This is a genomic window from Vibrio sp. 10N.261.55.A7, assembly GCF_002877365.1.
Lineage (GTDB): Bacteria > Pseudomonadota > Gammaproteobacteria > Enterobacterales > Vibrionaceae > Vibrio.
Genome location: NZ_MCWZ01000006.1, coordinates 1 through 15,561 on the forward strand (window position 1 = coordinate 1; position 15,561 = coordinate 15,561).

15 protein-coding genes and 1 pseudogene are annotated in these 15,561 nt (G+C 43.7%); 9 read left to right on the forward strand and 7 right to left on the reverse strand.

Features of this window, described 5'->3' with window-relative positions; genetic code table 11:
* On the forward strand, positions 1–745 hold a 745-nt coding region (locus BCU12_RS00955; protein WP_198599216.1), incomplete at its 5' end, for a fatty acid cis/trans isomerase.
* 34 nt (positions 746–779) lie between these two features.
* Entirely contained in the window at positions 780–962 is a 183-nt protein-coding gene (locus BCU12_RS00960; protein WP_102402541.1) for a hypothetical protein, read from the forward strand.
* A 149-nt stretch (positions 963–1,111) separates the two neighbouring features.
* Here BCU12_RS00960 and BCU12_RS00965 read toward each other — a convergent pair whose 3' ends face one another.
* Together BCU12_RS00965 and BCU12_RS00970 are read right to left on the reverse strand one after the other, a co-directional pair.
* Positions 1,112–2,407 carry a glycoside hydrolase family 18 protein gene (locus BCU12_RS00965; RefSeq protein WP_102402542.1) on the reverse strand — a complete coding sequence of 432 codons (1,296 nt, stop codon included), beginning with the start codon at positions 2,405–2,407 and terminating at the stop codon, positions 1,112–1,114.
* Between the two features lie 158 nt (positions 2,408–2,565).
* Positions 2,566–3,567, reverse strand: coding sequence for a sugar-binding transcriptional regulator (locus BCU12_RS00970; protein ID WP_102402554.1), 1,002 nt, complete (start codon positions 3,565–3,567; stop codon positions 2,566–2,568).
* Positions 3,568–3,965: 398 nt separating this feature from the next.
* Here BCU12_RS00970 and tal point away from each other — a divergent pair, with 398 nt between their 5' ends.
* The gene (tal, locus tag BCU12_RS00975; RefSeq protein ID WP_102402543.1) at positions 3,966–4,916 is read left to right on the forward strand and encodes a transaldolase; all 951 of its coding nucleotides are present in this window, start codon (positions 3,966–3,968) and stop codon (positions 4,914–4,916) included.
* 89 nt (positions 4,917–5,005) lie between these two features.
* Positions 5,006–6,997 carry a transketolase gene (gene tkt, locus BCU12_RS00980; protein WP_102402544.1) on the forward strand — a complete coding sequence of 664 codons (1,992 nt, stop codon included), beginning with the start codon at positions 5,006–5,008 and terminating at the stop codon, positions 6,995–6,997.
* Positions 6,998–7,097: 100 nt separating this feature from the next.
* Here the strand turns inward: tkt and BCU12_RS00985 are convergent, their stop codons facing one another.
* Both BCU12_RS00985 and BCU12_RS00990 read right to left on the reverse strand, forming a co-directional pair.
* Positions 7,098–8,666, reverse strand: a complete 1,569-nt coding sequence (locus tag BCU12_RS00985; protein ID WP_102402545.1) for a PAS domain-containing methyl-accepting chemotaxis protein — start codon at positions 8,664–8,666, stop codon at positions 7,098–7,100.
* A gap of 151 nt (positions 8,667–8,817) precedes the next feature.
* A complete protein-coding gene (locus BCU12_RS00990; protein ID WP_102402546.1) occupies positions 8,818–9,279 on the reverse strand; it encodes an Lrp/AsnC family transcriptional regulator in 462 nt (153 codons plus the stop codon).
* A gap of 148 nt (positions 9,280–9,427) precedes the next feature.
* Between BCU12_RS00990 and BCU12_RS00995 the strand changes: the two genes are divergently transcribed.
* On the forward strand, positions 9,428–10,393 hold the full coding sequence (locus BCU12_RS00995) for a hypothetical protein (protein WP_102402547.1): 966 nt from the start codon (positions 9,428–9,430) through the stop codon (positions 10,391–10,393).
* A gap of 89 nt (positions 10,394–10,482) precedes the next feature.
* Here BCU12_RS00995 and BCU12_RS01000 read toward each other — a convergent pair whose 3' ends face one another.
* Together BCU12_RS01000 and BCU12_RS01005 are read right to left on the reverse strand one after the other, a co-directional pair.
* Entirely contained in the window at positions 10,483–11,658 is a 1,176-nt protein-coding gene (locus tag BCU12_RS01000) for an MFS transporter (RefSeq protein WP_102402548.1), read from the reverse strand.
* Positions 11,659–12,041: 383 nt separating this feature from the next.
* Positions 12,042–12,659, reverse strand: coding sequence for an OmpA family protein (locus BCU12_RS01005; protein WP_102402549.1), 618 nt, complete (start codon positions 12,657–12,659; stop codon positions 12,042–12,044).
* A gap of 234 nt (positions 12,660–12,893) precedes the next feature.
* Between BCU12_RS01005 and BCU12_RS01010 the strand changes: the two genes are divergently transcribed.
* Together BCU12_RS01010 and BCU12_RS01015 are read left to right on the forward strand one after the other, a co-directional pair.
* Positions 12,894–13,517 carry a thiol:disulfide interchange protein DsbA/DsbL gene (locus BCU12_RS01010; RefSeq protein ID WP_102402550.1) on the forward strand — a complete coding sequence of 208 codons (624 nt, stop codon included), beginning with the start codon at positions 12,894–12,896 and terminating at the stop codon, positions 13,515–13,517.
* 10 nt (positions 13,518–13,527) lie between these two features.
* Positions 13,528–14,001 carry an FKBP-type peptidyl-prolyl cis-trans isomerase gene (locus BCU12_RS01015; RefSeq protein ID WP_102402551.1) on the forward strand — a complete coding sequence of 158 codons (474 nt, stop codon included), beginning with the start codon at positions 13,528–13,530 and terminating at the stop codon, positions 13,999–14,001.
* 73 nt (positions 14,002–14,074) lie between these two features.
* Here BCU12_RS01015 and BCU12_RS01020 read toward each other — a convergent pair whose 3' ends face one another.
* Entirely contained in the window at positions 14,075–14,683 is a 609-nt protein-coding gene (locus tag BCU12_RS01020) for a beta-phosphoglucomutase family hydrolase (protein WP_102402552.1), read from the reverse strand.
* A gap of 38 nt (positions 14,684–14,721) precedes the next feature.
* Between BCU12_RS01020 and arfB the strand changes: the two genes are divergently transcribed.
* Positions 14,722–15,132: an alternative ribosome rescue aminoacyl-tRNA hydrolase ArfB gene (gene arfB / locus BCU12_RS01025; RefSeq protein WP_102402553.1), complete on the forward strand. Its 411-nt coding sequence runs from the start codon at positions 14,722–14,724 to the stop codon at positions 15,130–15,132.
* A 187-nt stretch (positions 15,133–15,319) separates the two neighbouring features.
* Positions 15,320–15,561: pseudogene (locus BCU12_RS23510) on the forward strand (methyl-accepting chemotaxis protein); the annotation flags it as partial.

The following is a 15,561-nucleotide window of genomic DNA, read 5'->3' on the forward strand; positions in this document are numbered from 1 at the left end:
CCATCAACTGATCACACGCATGTACATGGATTTTTTACGATTAGAAGGCGAAACTAACTTTGTAAGCTTTCTACCTAAAGAGATGAGGCACGTTGAACACTCGAGTTGGTATGAAAATCAAAGCAGTCAGTTGAGTGACTTCTTTCAGCGAAATATCGAGCCATTTAATCAGCCGAGCAACGTTCAGTATAAAACCGATGATTACAAACAAGAGCTGTTCGAGATCATTGGTAATCAGCTCGATCCTATTCTGACTGATCGATACAAAATACAGAACACCCATTTAGCCGCTGAAACTGAGTCACTGCTTCAAACGGTGGATAACATAAAAGGCAAAGGCATCTTCTATCTACCGCAAACCATTATGATGCTGGTGGAAAGTAATTCAGGTGTAGACGAAGTGTTTACTCTTCTTCATAACAACGCGCACAGCAACATATCAAGCTTGTTTGATGAAGAGAGTAACCGAGACCCAGAAAACGACGATCTGACTCTAGTAAAAGGCGTACTTGGAAGTTATCCCCAAGCGTTTCTTCTCGTGAATGAGAATGACGTTCCAAAACTCGTTAATATGCTTAAATCAATCTCAGTCGAAGCAGACTACATTAAGTTGCTGGATCAATTTGGTATTCGCCGCAGCGACTCACGTTTCTGGCCATTCAGCGATCGCCTTCACCAATGGTATCAACAAGATCAGCCTATCGAATTTGGTTTACTTGACTACAATAGATTTGAGAACAGGTAAAAACGTTCTCAATGGCATATCTAGGAGGTGGGTTATGGCACTAAAAGATAGTATCGAGGCTCTAGAACAGCAGATTTATATCGCTTGTTCTGAGGCTGATTACGATACCGTTAATATGCTAGAGCATCAGCTAGAGGTGTTACGCGACAGAGCCGAGCATCCTTTCGAGGATGACCCCAACGCGTTGAATATTGTTCAAACGCCTAAGAACAAGTAGGCCAGTTTGAAAACTATGTAGGTTTTGGAGGTTTAAGATTGATAACACCTTGCATCGAAGCTAAAACAACAACACCCCGCCAATTAGCAGGGTGTTGTTTTATTTGGAGCCAGTTGTTTTCGTTGGTTGAATAGATGGAGAGATAGATACTATTTGTTCATTTCGCTATACATCGTTTCAACTAACTTTCCTGATGGATCACCTGACAGTTCCCAACTGAAGACGCCACCTAACTTCGCCGATTTTGCCCATTCGACTTTCGCTCGAATTGAACGTTCATCTTCAAAAGAGATGAAGACCTTTTCTTTTTCATTCCATAGGTAAGGCGCTTGCGATTGTTCGTCGTATAAATAGCTATAACCCTCTTTCTCGCTATAGTTTTTCATAAGATCCCAGAACATGAAGTATCCATTCTCGCCAGTGCCGAATTCTGCCCCTTTTTCAGAAACCAACTCGCTAGACGGCAGCTCACCTTGATAGTCATTCGTGCCTTGCCATCCGCGACCGTAGAATGCGGCTCCTAGAACGAGTTTCTCACTCGGTATACCCAATTCGATCATCTGATTGATAAACACATCGGCACCCATTCCCCACCAACTTCTTTCTGTCGCATGAAGGTTAGTCATGTGGCCGGTTTGAGCGCCCCAACCGCCAAGGAAATCGTAGGTCATAGCAAACATATTCGTTAGATACGGCCCCGCATTTTCCCAGTCGATCTGAGCCGCTTTAGGGCCAACACCTACGGCAGTCGAAAGCTCATATTCTCGTTTTGTTTTTTCTGACAATTCATCGAGATCCGATCTTAGGTGTTTAACCAAATCGGTAAAGGCATCGCGCTCTGCTTTTTTTACTTCATCACTGAGTTTTGTATTCGGATTCCATGGTGACGTTGTTAAGCCTCCACCACCTGGATATTCCCAGTCTAAATCAATACCATCAAAGAACGCGTATTCTTCGATAAGTTCAACAGCGGTTCTGGAGAATTGTTCGATGGCTTGAGGGCTAGTCGCCATAGCGTGAAATGGTTCAGACATCGTCCAACCGCCAAATGATGGCAGTATCTTTATAGAAGGGTGATCTTTCTTTAGTTGAGCAAGTTGCGCGAAGTGTCCTTTATAGTCCACATCCACGTCGACCTGCCCGAAGTCATGTTGGATTGCTGCTTTTTGATCAACAATAACAGCGGAAAACGGCTCTTTTCCTTCACAAGCTTCTGATATCTGTACTTGAACCGCTTTTGAAGCCCCCTCATGTGGGCCACACATACTTAAAAAAGCGTAAATGATGTGAGTCAGTTTATCCGCCGGAATATCGCTCACGGTATAAGGGTTATCTTCGTTTAGATATTGCCAATCAGCAAAGTAGCCCGCAACTACGGGCTCTTGTGCCCAAGAACTGGTCGAAAAAAGTGATGCAATCGCTAACGTTGATAGTGTTTTTTTCATTGTAACCTCCTGTTATCTGGTTACAAACTAGTCACAATTATTTACTTTCGCATCAAAACTAAATAGGGCTGCGAGTGACGACGCATTTATACCCTACCCTTTTCATTTTTTCGTATCGATGAGACATACCCTTTTTGCCCAAGTCGAGATTTGGTCCTCTACTTGCCCATCTTGGAGAGCCCTTCCATCTGTTCGTCGAGGTTTAGAACCGTTAGTGCGTTACTTACGCTCGTTGCAATAACGTCCACAACACCCGTTCTTAATGCGCCTAACAATGCGAGGGGTTTAGAGTTCTCTGCAGCGATAGCAATCACTTCTGCAATTGGGCGAAACTCTTCAATACCGAGACCAATGACACGATCGCTCATTACGGTATCAGCAACCTTGCCATGAACATCGAAAAAGTCATAGCCAGCAAAATCCCCCACCACCCCTTGAGTTAACCTTGACTGCACGACTTCGTCAGAACTAAACCACCCGAGGTCTACCATGTAACTGTTTTCACTCATGTCTCCAATTCCGACAAGTGCGACATCGGCTTTACGTGCAAGGTCGAGTGTTTGTTTTACCGTCGCGTTTTGCATGAATGCTTTTTTCTGCTCTGGGTTTTCAGCATACGCAGGGGCATACAGCGATTCTGATGATCCCCCGTATTTCTTAGCCAGTTGACGGCAAATATGATCGGCGTTGAACATACCGCCTCTTGGGTGTATGCCACCAATACCACAAACGAACTTACAGTCTCGTGGGGTAATAACACCGATGTGGTGAGCAACAGATGAAACGTTTCTTCCCTGACCAACCGTCACGACCATGCCATTTTTCAATGTACTGGTTAGGTAATTAGAGACAAGTCCCGCAACCTGTAATCGTTGTTGCTCTTCGTTCGGTTGATCTAACGCAATCAGCGCACGACTCACTCCAAACCGCTCTATTAGGCGTTGTTCTATTTTGGCACTGAATACTGGGTGATATTTGACTGTAATGTCCACAATCCCTTCGTCACGCGCTTGTTTTAGCATTCGGCCTACTTTTGCCCGAGATATCGCAAACTTCCGAGATATTTCTTCTTGGGTAGCGCCATCTTGATAATAAGCAACGGCGATTTCGGTCAATAAGTTGGTCGTTTCTAATGAGATGTCTTGAGTGTTTGGCAAAATAGCACCTACAGGCTTTAAACGGTTCATCGATTCTATCGAAAATAGCCAAACTTGCCAATCATTCGCTCACAACCATTACAAATGCTCATCACACATTTTCTTAATACTTTGTAAATTATGTATAGGCAACAGCGACAACACCGCTCCTCTCTGTTGGAATATTGCCTTTTTAAGGAGCTAGCCCATATATTTTCATGTAGAGTAATTGACAAATTTTCTGAATACGCTAATTATGGATACATCAATTACTCAAGCAATGAGCAATCGCTCAAAGGCAACTGTTCACTGTTATTGAAAATAGAATCTGATGCTAAGAAATGAACAATTGGCATCACATGTTTTAAGAATGTATTTACTCGCCATTGGCGTATAAAGCCCCAAAAATAGGATGGATCATTATGAGCAATAAGTTAGAGCAACTTCGTAAACTGACAACGGTTGTTGCGGACACGGGTGATATCGAAGCAATCGCAAAATATACGCCTGAAGATGCTACTACTAACCCTTCTCTAATTCTTAAAGCGGCTCAGATTGCCGAGTATGCACCTCTTATTGATGCTTCTATCGAATACGCAAAAGCACAAAGCAGCGACAAAGCACAACAAGTTCAAGACACTTGCGACATGCTTAACGTCAACATCGGTAAAGAAATCCTAAAAGTGGTACCAGGCCGTATCTCTACTGAAGTAGATGCTCGTCTTTCTTACGACATGGAAGGCAGCGTTGCTAAAGCTCGTCAACTTATCAAAATGTACAACGACGCTGGCATCACTAACGACCGCATCCTAATCAAACTGGCTTCTACTTGGGAAGGTATCCGCGCTGCTGAAATCCTAGAGAAAGAAGGCATCAACTGTAACCTAACGCTTCTATTCTCTTTCGCTCAAGCACGTGCTTGTGCTGAAGCTGGCGTATTCCTAATCTCTCCTTTCGTAGGTCGCATCATGGACTGGTACAAAGCGAAAGAAGGTCGTGATTTCGAAGCTCAAGAAGATCCAGGTGTTATCTCTGTTGCAAACATCTACAACTACTACAAAGAACACGGCTACAAAACTGTTGTTATGGGCGCAAGCTTCCGTAACATCGGTGAGATCCTTGAACTTGCTGGTTGTGACCGCCTAACTATCGCACCTCAACTTCTAGCTGACCTAGAAGCTGCCGAAGGCGAAGTAGTAGAAAAACTCATCGACTCTAACGGTACTAAAGAGCGTCCAGCAGCGATGACTCACGCTGAGTTCCTATGGGATCACAACCAAGACCCAATGGCTGTAGAGAAACTAGCTGAAGGCATCCGCAACTTCGCAGTTGACCAAGGCAAACTAGAAGACATGATCGCAGCTAAGCTGTAGTCACTACCGAATAAAAAAGAGGAACGAATTTCGTTCCTCTCTTATATCTACTAACGAATTATTAATTTCGAATCTCTTTGGAAGCAATTATGAATCGCAAACATCTAGCTAACGCTATTCGTGCTCTAAGCATGGACGGCGTACAACAAGCAAACTCTGGCCACCCTGGCGCACCTATGGGCATGGCTGACATCGCTGAAGTACTTTGGCGCTCTCACCTAAACCACAACCCAGCAAACCCAGAATGGGCTGACCGCGACCGTTTCATCCTGTCTAACGGCCACGGCTCTATGCTGATTTACTCTCTGCTTCACCTAGCAGGTTACGAGCTTTCAATTGAAGACCTTAAGAACTTCCGTCAACTACACTCTAAGACTCCAGGTCACCCAGAGTACGGCTACGCTCCTGGTATTGAAACAACGACTGGTCCTCTAGGTCAAGGCATCACGAACGCTGTTGGTATGGCAATGGCTGAGAAAGCACTAGCAGCACAGTTCAATAAAGAAGGCCACGACATCGTAGACCACTACACTTATGCATTCATGGGTGATGGCTGCCTGATGGAAGGTATTTCTCACGAAGCATGTTCTTTAGCGGGTACGTTAGGTCTTGGTAAGCTGGTTGCTTTCTGGGATGACAACGGCATCTCTATCGATGGCGAAGTTGAAGGTTGGTTCTCTGACGATACACCTAAGCGTTTTGAAGCTTACGGCTGGCACGTAATCCCAGCTGTAGATGGTCACGATGCTGACGCTATCAACGCGGCAATCGAAGCAGCTAAAGCGGATCCTCGCCCTACTCTAATCTGTACTAAAACAGTTATCGGCTTTGGTTCTCCAAACAAAGCAGGTACGCACGACTGTCACGGTGCACCACTAGGCGCTGACGAAATCGCAGCAACTCGTAAACAATTAGGTTGGGAGCACGGTCCTTTTGAAATTCCGTCGGAAGTTTACTCAGAGTGGGATGCGAAAGAAGCAGGCGCAGCTAAGGAAGCAGCGTGGAACGAGAAACTTGCAGCTTATGAAGCAGCATACCCTGAGCTGGCAGCTGAATTCAAACGCCGCGTAAACGGTGATCTTCCAGCTGAATGGGAAGAAAAAGCATCGGCAATCATCGCTGATCTTCAAGCTAACCCTGCAAACATTGCATCACGTAAAGCGTCTCAAAATGCTTTAGAAGCATTCGGTGCTATGCTACCAGAATTCATGGGCGGCTCTGCTGACCTTGCGCCTTCTAACCTAACTATGTGGTCTGGTTCTAAGTCTCTTGAAGCAAACGACTTCTCTGGTAACTACATCCATTACGGTGTACGTGAATTCGGTATGACGGCTATCATGAACGGTATCGCTCTTCACGGTGGTTTCGTACCATACGGCGCTACTTTCCTAATGTTCATGGAATACGCGCGTAACGCTATGCGTATGGCTGCTCTGATGAAAACTCAGAACATTCAGGTTTACACACATGACTCTATCGGTCTTGGCGAAGATGGTCCAACTCACCAACCGGTTGAACAGATCGCTTCTCTACGTCTGACTCCAAACATGAGCACATGGCGTCCATGTGACCAGGTTGAGTCTGCTGTTGCTTGGAAACTGGCAATCGAGCGTAAAGATGGTCCTTCTGCACTTATCTTCTCTCGTCAAAACCTTGCACAGCAAGATCGTGACGCTGAGCAAGTGGCTAATATCGCTAAGGGTGGTTACATCCTGAAAGATTGTGAAGGCAAGCCAGAGCTTATCCTTATCGCTACAGGTTCTGAAGTTGAGTTAGCGGTTAACGCTGCAGCTGAACTAACAGCTGAAGGTAAGAAAGTACGCGTAGTATCTATGCCTGCAACGGATGCGTTCGACAAGCAAGATGCTGAATACCGTGAATCTGTACTGCCATCTGACGTGACTGCACGTATCGCAGTAGAAGCTGGCATCGCTGACTTCTGGTACAAGTACGTAGGCTTCGGTGGCAAGATCATCGGTATGACAACGTTTGGCGAATCTGCACCAGCAGGCGAGCTATTCAAGATGTTCGGTTTCACTACAGAAAATGTAGTAAACACAGCAAAAGAGCTTCTAGCTTAATCTTGATTAAATTGTCTCGCCGTTAAATGGGTTGATACATACAGAAAGCCCTGCATGAAAATGCGGGGCTTTTATGTTTCATTTAGCTTGGGCTTAACGGCTATTTTTCTTCGAAACGCTTTGCCAGTTGGTAGAACTCATTCACTTGCTCTTTGAGCTCTTTCGAATGGTCTTTGACTGAATGTGTCGCTACTAGATTATGCTCTGCTGTTGACGCGATAGACTGCATATGAAGGTTCACATCGCTCGATAGCTGACGCTGTTTGTGAGCCGAACTTTCAACCGACTTCATTAATTCGTTCATCGATTGCATTAACGTTTCAACTTCCGATAGACGCTCTGAACTTACCTTGGCAACATTGCCACAAGCATCTGTCTGTTCTTTGTTAGCCAGAATATCTTTTTGCCAGCTATCTATCGTCGTTAACATCGTTTCGATACTTTCTTTAATCTGCACGGTCGCTTTCGACGTGCGGCCCGACAGTGCTCGAACTTCATCAGCAACGACAGCAAAGCCTCTTCCTTGTTCACCCGCCCTCGCAGCTTCTATCGCCGCATTAAGCGCTAGCAGGTTGGTTTGTTCTGCGATACCACCAATCTCTTCCATAGCATTACTGACATTCTGGGCTTGGTCACTCAATTGGTAAGTCGTTGCGGTTGCTTTTTCTGCTTGCGATACCAAGCTTTCAAGGTTGTGATGAGTCTGGTTGATGCTCTCTTTAGCACCCGCACACGTTTGTAGCGTCACGTCGACTATCTGATGTGCATCCTCTGTCAGTGAAGAAACTTCATTGGCCGTTACTTCGACCTCTTCCGTTGCTTCACGCACTTGCAAGATATCTTTAGTTTGTTGATCTAACGCCTCAGACACTTGGAAAGACGTGCCGTTTAAATTGTCGGCTAAGTCTTGAAGAGGTTTGGCTGAATCAGTCATGCGGCCTAATACCGTTCTGATTCGAGCGGAAAGTAACTTCAAATGAAAATCAGCGATAGAAAATTGGCTATTACCTGAGTAAACCAGTCGGCTCACGCTATCAAACTTAGACTGCAGTTTTTTCAGCTGTAAGGGAGTATCAATAAGCTCTTGTCGGAAAAGCAGAGCTAATGCCGAAACAGGTAGCAAGCTAAGAAGCCATTGGGATACTTGCCCTACTTCGATAATATTTGAAAATAACGGGGCAGCGAGAGAGCCAAGTAACACGGCATATCGAACGCTATCACTGATCTGTAACGACCACTGGCGACCTGACTTTTCTGCCTTTAATAACCCTTGATAGGCCTTGTCTGCGATTTGTACCCATTCGCTTTTTGGTTTAACACGTACAGACTGGTAACCACTCACCTTGCCATTGTCGTATATGGGCGTGACATAAGCATCGACCCAGTAGTATCCACCTGACTTGGTTTTATTTTTCACAATTCCTCGCCAAGCTTTACCTTGCTTTAGGTTCACCCACATATCTGCAAACGCAGCTTTGGGCATATCACTATGCCTAACAATATTGTGGTGTTGCCCTAACAGTTCTTGTTCGTTGTATTCCGCGATACGGCAAAAGGCCTCATTACTGTAGGTAATAACGCCCTTAAGGTCGGTCGTCGAAACAAGTTGTTCTTTTTCGCTTAATTGTGTTTCACGAGACTGGATTGATAAAGAAGAGCTGACATTCATGACTAGTACTTTTGTATTATTAGGTTTTAGCCCGTGAATATATACAATTATTCAAATTAGCGCCTAATATGAACCTCACACTTTATAGAAATGAATGTCATTTACATTGTTCACGGTTAAATATGTTACATAGATACAAATACCATCGCGACTATTCCAAGTTGAGTGCAGTACTAAACTTAACCGTTCGCATTGAAACCGAAGTGTGAAATTTTCGTATGTTTAAATCTTTACGCAAAACTCGCTCTACAAAGCTCTCGTAAGCCTGTATGTCTTTCACGGTAACGATCAGCATAAAGTCATAGCTGCCTGATATCTGGTAACATTGCGTGACTTCTGGCGCTTTCAAAATAGACCGACGAAATACCTGATAGATATCCGCTCTGTCTCTCTCCATCTCTACCGACACGACAAGCGTCATTTTGTTGCCTGTTAATTCAGGGTCAACGATTGAAACATCAGCGACAATGGCACCGGCTTCCCGCATTTTTTTTACCCGTTTCAAACACGCAGGGGGAGATAAGCCGACAAGCTCCGCTAAACTGAGATTGGAAATGCGATTGTTCTTTTGCAATTCAGCTAGGATACTTCGATCAATTCGGTCTATTTCCATAATTTCTTAATCCACCTAAATTTTGATGCAATATTTCTTAAATTACACCATTTAAAAATTGGTATCGACTTTAAACAACAAATTAGAAATTTAGATCACTTAAATAACGGTAGAATTTAGTCCATGACAACAAAATAGAATAGTAAAGATGAAAGAAATAAAACTCTTTTTCCAAGAGCTTATCAAAGAAATTTTCGAGGTCACAACGACGTTATTTCGCATTATGATCCCGATAATTATCGTCATAAAAGTCATCGAAGAGTTTGGGGGAATCGTCATACTCAGCGAGTGGTTAAGCCCACTCATGCACACGGTAGGTTTACCCAAAGAGATGGGATTGGTGTGGGCCACAACTCTATTAACCAATATCTATGCTGGCCTCATTGTGCTGATTAACTCTGATGTTTCGCTAACCGTCGCTCAAGCGTCAGTGCTAGGCAGCATGATGTTGCTTGCGCACTCATTACCTATTGAAGGCGCGATCGCAAAAAAGGCGGGCGTAAGTTGGCTTGCGACATTATCCATCCGAGTGGGTGGCAGCCTTTTATTAGCCTGGCTGCTGAATCTTAGTTATCAATACGGTGACTTACTCAATTACCCTGCAACCGTGCTTTGGCAACCTGAACCATCAGGTGATACAAGCTACCTAGCATGGGGCGTGGACCAGCTAATAAATTTTGCGATTATCTTCATGGTGATCTCTGCCCTACTTTTTCTTCTTAAGGTTTTAAAACTGTTGGGCATTGAGAAATTAATGGCGATTGTACTGAGACCCTTTTTGCGCCTATTAGGAATCAGTAAAGACGCAACCAACCTCACGATCATCGGAGTCACACTAGGCCTGTCATTCGGAGGGGGGTTATTGATCAACGAAGCAAAACGCGGTCATATTTCAGCAAGAGATGTTTTCACCGCCATCATGCTCCTCAATCTTCTACACAGTTTGATTGAAGACACGCTGTTAATCATGCTCATCGGTGCGGACTTCTATACGATATTTTGGGGCAGGCTCCTGTTCTCGGTGCTCATGATTGGCTTACTCTCTAAGTTGATCAAACGTGTAAACCCAACGATATGCGAGCGCTATTTCTACCGAGATGTCTCTCAGTCATAGACACTATGTAGAGTTAGCTCAATGTGATGTTTTATAGAAAGAGCCGAGTCCGGCTCTTTCATTGTATAGACGCTTCATTAATACGTTGGTCAGATAGTTTGTTTTTGAATGCGTGACTTTTTGGCATTCACTGCAAACCAAGCCATCACCATAATAACGAATGGCAGGACATAAATGTTTAGGCTCTGCCACCCAACGGTCGATTCTAGCCAGCCCGAGAGCATCGCCGTAATGGTCACGCAGCCAAAGACCACAAACTCGTTAAACGCTTGTGCCTTTGCTTTATTCTGAGGTTCATAAGAGTGACTGAACAGGCCGGTTGCGGCAATAAACATGAAGTTCCACCCAACGCCAAGTATCACCAGAGCGGATCGAAAGTGCCAAATCGACTCTCCATGAATGTTAATCGCGATACACACGACAAATAGAATACCGCCGGCTAATATCATAATCCTTGCACCAAACTTCTCAATGAGATGGCCAGTAAAAAAAGCGGGCACAAACATGCCAAGCACGTGCCATTCAATAACACCCGCCGCTTTAGTGAAGTCAAATCCACACCCTATCATTGCCAAAGGGGTTGCTGTCATCAAAATATTCATCACCGCATAAGCAACCATGGCAGCAAAGACCGCCCCTACGAAGTTAGGCGCTTTGATTATTGAGCTTAAGCTGTCTGCTTTACGAGCCTGGTTGTCCAGTGACACCTTCGGGAATTGTATGGTTTGTAAAATGATAAGAGCCAGTATGTTAAGCGCAATCAAGGAAGCAAAGGCGCCAATATACAACCCTCCTTGAGACCATTCTTGGGACATAATCGCTAGGTTTGGCCCTAACACAGCCGCTAAAACGCCACCAGCCATTGAGATCGAAATCGCTCGATGTCTCGCGTCTTCGTTACACACTTCAATAGCGGCAAATCGGTACAAGGTTCCAAAGCCAATACCAATGCCTAGTAGGAAGGTGGCAAAACAAAAGAGAGGAAAGCTTTGTATGGTTAACGCATAAGTGGCCAAGCTCGCCCCTGTTATACCCACCATATTTCCAATGCTAAACCCTCTTTTTCTTCCTAGCTTCCCTGAGATCAACGAGGCGGGAATGGTCGCACACATAAGGCCGAGAAACTGAAGCGCAACAGGTAACGTAATCATGCTCACACTTGGCGCTATCTGCTTGCCGATCAATCCAATCACAGAGATCAGCAGTATATTGCCTGTCATTAACAATGCCTGACAGAGTGAAAGTAGCCACACGTTCCTATTCATAAATCATCCTTAAAGTGTTTACATCGTGTAATAGAACAAATAATCGAGAGAGTGGCAACAGATCTAAGTGCAATAAGGTTTCGAAGATGATTTACATGAGAGATGAGTACTTGATTCTATGTAGCGCTTAACAAGTTCGACAATTGTTTTAATTACGGCCCATAGATAAACGTCAACGCAAATCGTTTAAAAGTCTTCATACGCCTGACGGCTTTCATCAGGAAATAGATTTGGGTAGAAACCTAAATAAAGGTTAATGAGTAGGGAAGTGATTAATTGAGTTGGAACTAATCCCAGCAGAAAGGATTTTAACCATTACCTTAGTACATAGGCTGAAATGGGTATCAGCCTAAATTCGACTAACGTTTTACAGTAAAAAAGTACTAATTGTTTGAGACAACAAACAGAACTTCTACTCGGCGGTTACACGCTTTGCCAGCTGTGGTTTTATTTGTACAAGCAGGGACATATTCACCATAGCCACGCGTAAAAATTGAGTCCATTGCCACATTGTTTTTGATCAGCGTTTGCTTCACTTGTTTAGCTCGTCGCAAAGATAAGCCATCATTAAAGTTGGGCGTTCCAGTACTATCTGCATGACCATCAATCACAATGTCGATGCCTGGATCCCTTGATAGATAATCCCCCATCATGCCTAGCCAATACGAAGAATCTGAAGAGACTTTGGAAGAGCCGGTTTCAAACTTGATGGTGTCTTTAAGTTTTACCATCACATGATTCCCAGGCAACACTTCGTAATCAACACCGTTTTTCAACAAAAAAGATTGCAGTGAGTCGTAGCTCGTTGTGCGTTGCTGTCCCATGGGCCCTTGAACGCCCGCTGTCGATATTTGCGGAGCCTTTCGCCACTCGGGATAACGGACATCCACGTCTCCTTTTGGCGCGACATCAAGCATACTATCACCCATTAACATCATATCGGACGGCAAACTGCCACATCCTGTCAACACGAGTAAAATTGGTAAAATAATATACTTCATAACGGTACCATCTCATCCTTCATTGAATATCATAAAGTCACTTAAAGTATATCGGCCAATCAAAGCAAACTTTAATAAATAACTGATATTTATTTCATGTTCGATTACCTCGAAAACGATTTCAGTCGCCAATGCAGCAAGGAGCTAAAAAGTGTCACCAACTATGATATTTTCATTTTCGTACGTTCAATATCCAGTTAGAATCTAGCTACTTAACTCGATAGGCTCTTATCTATGAAAAAAATCACCTCTCTGTTTGCCATTGTATTGCTCTCTATCACTGCACTAGTCGGCTGTAGCGATAGCCCATCTCCAACAGAAGGCAAACAGTTTGTACGACTGCCTGCAGATCTTTCTAACTTCGGCCTAGCTCCCGTTACCGAAGTCTTCTCACTGACTTGTGGCCACTGTCGTAAGATGGAATCTGTTATTCCAGAGCTCGAGAACGCAACGAATCAAAGTATTGGTAAAGTCCACGTAACATTCAACGAGAGCGCTCATATTGCAGCAATGATCTATTACAGCGCAGAATTACAACTTCAAGCTACGCCTGATCACGCGATGATGGATGACCTTTTTGCGGCAGTTCAATTAGGCCAAGAAGCGACACAAGCCGAACGTAAGCTTGCTGTAGATAATGCGTTTGAAACACGTGGTTTAGTGAGCCCTTATGATCTAGACGAAGAAATGCAGAAAAAGCTTTTCAAAGCGCTAGAGTTTGCGCAGGACGTTTCCGTAAAGGGCCAAATCAATTCAGTTCCTACTTTTATTGTTAGTGGTAAGTATATGATTTTGACTCAAGGCCACAGCGATGTAGAAAGCATGGCACGCACCATTAATTACTTAATCGAAGAATAATAGGATTATCATGAGTAAATTTATCATTCCAGTTGTCATAGTCGTATTGGCTGTTTTCTTTCTTTATCGTTCATGGAACAACGGAAAGTTAGCGGAAGTAAATCAAGTACAAGGTGACGCGTTTTTAGCTGAAAACGCTACAAAAGAAGACGTCGTGAGCACTGAAAGTGGACTTCAGTATCAAGTTCTTCAAAAGGGCACTGGCGAAGCTCACCCAACCGCAACCAGTCGAGTAAAAGTTCATTATCATGGCACGTTAATCGACGGCACTGTATTTGATAGTTCCGTTGAGCGTAATGAACCGATTGCTTTCGGCCTCAACCAAGTCATTAAAGGCTGGACAGAGGGCGTTCAACTTATGGTAGAAGGCGATAAGTTCCGCCTATTCGTACCGAGTAACCTTGGCTACGGGAAAGGGGGAACGGGCCCTATTCCACCTGCTTCTGTTTTGATTTTTGATGTTGAGTTACTAGAGATTCAATAATCAATCATGCAAACGAAAACAAAATAGAGCCTTTCATAAGGCTCTATTTTTTTGTTCATCGATTTTCGCTATTCTATTGAGACAGTTGATACGGATAGAATTTAAGCGAATCCCCTTCCACCATGACGCAATCCATTCCCGCAGCGTGTGCGGCCTGCTTACCCAAATTGGTGTCTTCAAAAACAACACACTGACCGGCATTCAAATTCATCTCTTTTGCTGCCTGCAAGAAAGTGTCTGGATTGGGTTTGTGGTTGACCACATCAGAAGCCGTTACCAAGGCATCGAGCTTGTTAAATAAGTTCGCTTTTTCTAGAAGCCGCAAAGCACTTTGCCTTTGACTCCCAGTACCAACTGCAATTTTCTTCTTGCCGTAATACTGTTCGAGGACGTTAACTGTGCAATGAATTATGTCCCCTTGCTCTTCGATTTGGGCGAATGTTTCCATTTTGAATGCGGAAATAGCCTTAGCATCAAGTTCAAGACCAAATTCACGATTGATCTCAGCAACAATTTTATAGCTTGGCATGCCGCCTAACCCATTGAGCCATTCTCGTGTGAATGGGAAGCCAAAGTGCTGCGCTGTCTTTTCCCACGCATCCAAATGTGCAGGCATAGTATCAATTAAGGTACCATCCATATCGAAAATAAGGCCTTGATACTTGCCAAAATCAATGTACATTCTCGGTATTCCATTTAGGTCAATCGTCAGCAATCAGTATGCTCAAAATATCCAACAGTGTCACTCTACAATCTTGGGAGATTCAGTTAACCGCGATACGCGCTCAAGGTGCTGGTGGCCAAAATGTTAACAAGGTTTCTTCAGCCATCCACTTACAGTTTGATGTAAAGCGCTCGACACTTCCTGACTTTTACAAGGAAAGACTGTTATCACTCTCTGATAGTCGTTTAACGAAAGAAGGCGTGATAATTATTAAAGCGCAATCTTTCAGAACTCAAGAACTAAATAAAGAAGATGCTTTGAATCGACTCAGAGATATAATTTTGAATGCAACGGTTGTACAGAAAACAAGACGAGCAACGAAACCAACGCGAAACTCTCAAAAACGACGAATAGAAGCAAAAAAAAGGAAAGGAAGCACGAAAGCACTGAGAGGTCGAATACAATAGGCAAGGTAATTCATTCATATATGACTTTTTCTAAACGTCAAAGTAAACAGACTATCAACATATTTCCTAGTCAAGTTCACAAACAAAACAATAGATAAACACCCGACAGTTTTAATAGATTGATCATTCCAACAAACACAACTAAGTTTATTTAATATCAACACAATAAACCCTTATAGGCACTCGGATGAATATAAAACAGAAGTTGTACTCGCTTGGTGGTGTAGCAGTACTAGGCGTTCTGTCTTTATTAGGTATAACGACCCATTTTGCGTCCACGACGGTAGAACTGAGTAACGCAAGTATGTTGGTTTCAGAACTCGAAACTCGACTCCTTCACCTTAGAAGAAACGAAAAAGATTTCCTGTTAAGGAAAGACTTAAAATATTTGAGTAAATTTGAAGACAATATAAAAATATTCCTAAATAA

Coding starts and splice junctions, on each gene's coding strand:
- BCU12_RS01000 (WP_102402548.1), bottom strand. CDS start 11,658: ATGAATAGGAACGTGTGGCTACTTTCACTCTGTCAGGCATTGTTAATG.
- tal (WP_102402543.1), top strand. CDS start 3,966: ATGAGCAATAAGTTAGAGCAACTTCGTAAACTGACAACGGTTGTTGCG.
- tkt (WP_102402544.1), top strand. CDS start 5,006: ATGAATCGCAAACATCTAGCTAACGCTATTCGTGCTCTAAGCATGGAC.
- BCU12_RS00985 (WP_102402545.1), bottom strand. CDS start 8,666: ATGAATGTCAGCTCTTCTTTATCAATCCAGTCTCGTGAAACACAATTA.
- BCU12_RS01020 (WP_102402552.1), bottom strand. CDS start 14,683: ATGTACATTGATTTTGGCAAGTATCAAGGCCTTATTTTCGATATGGAT.
- BCU12_RS00965 (WP_102402542.1), bottom strand. CDS start 2,407: ATGAAAAAAACACTATCAACGTTAGCGATTGCATCACTTTTTTCGACC.
- arfB (WP_102402553.1), top strand. CDS start 14,722: ATGCTCAAAATATCCAACAGTGTCACTCTACAATCTTGGGAGATTCAG.
- BCU12_RS00960 (WP_102402541.1), top strand. CDS start 780: ATGGCACTAAAAGATAGTATCGAGGCTCTAGAACAGCAGATTTATATC.
- BCU12_RS00990 (WP_102402546.1), bottom strand. CDS start 9,279: ATGGAAATAGACCGAATTGATCGAAGTATCCTAGCTGAATTGCAAAAG.
- BCU12_RS01010 (WP_102402550.1), top strand. CDS start 12,894: ATGAAAAAAATCACCTCTCTGTTTGCCATTGTATTGCTCTCTATCACT.
- BCU12_RS01015 (WP_102402551.1), top strand. CDS start 13,528: ATGAGTAAATTTATCATTCCAGTTGTCATAGTCGTATTGGCTGTTTTC.
- BCU12_RS00995 (WP_102402547.1), top strand. CDS start 9,428: ATGAAAGAAATAAAACTCTTTTTCCAAGAGCTTATCAAAGAAATTTTC.
- BCU12_RS01005 (WP_102402549.1), bottom strand. CDS start 12,659: ATGAAGTATATTATTTTACCAATTTTACTCGTGTTGACAGGATGTGGC.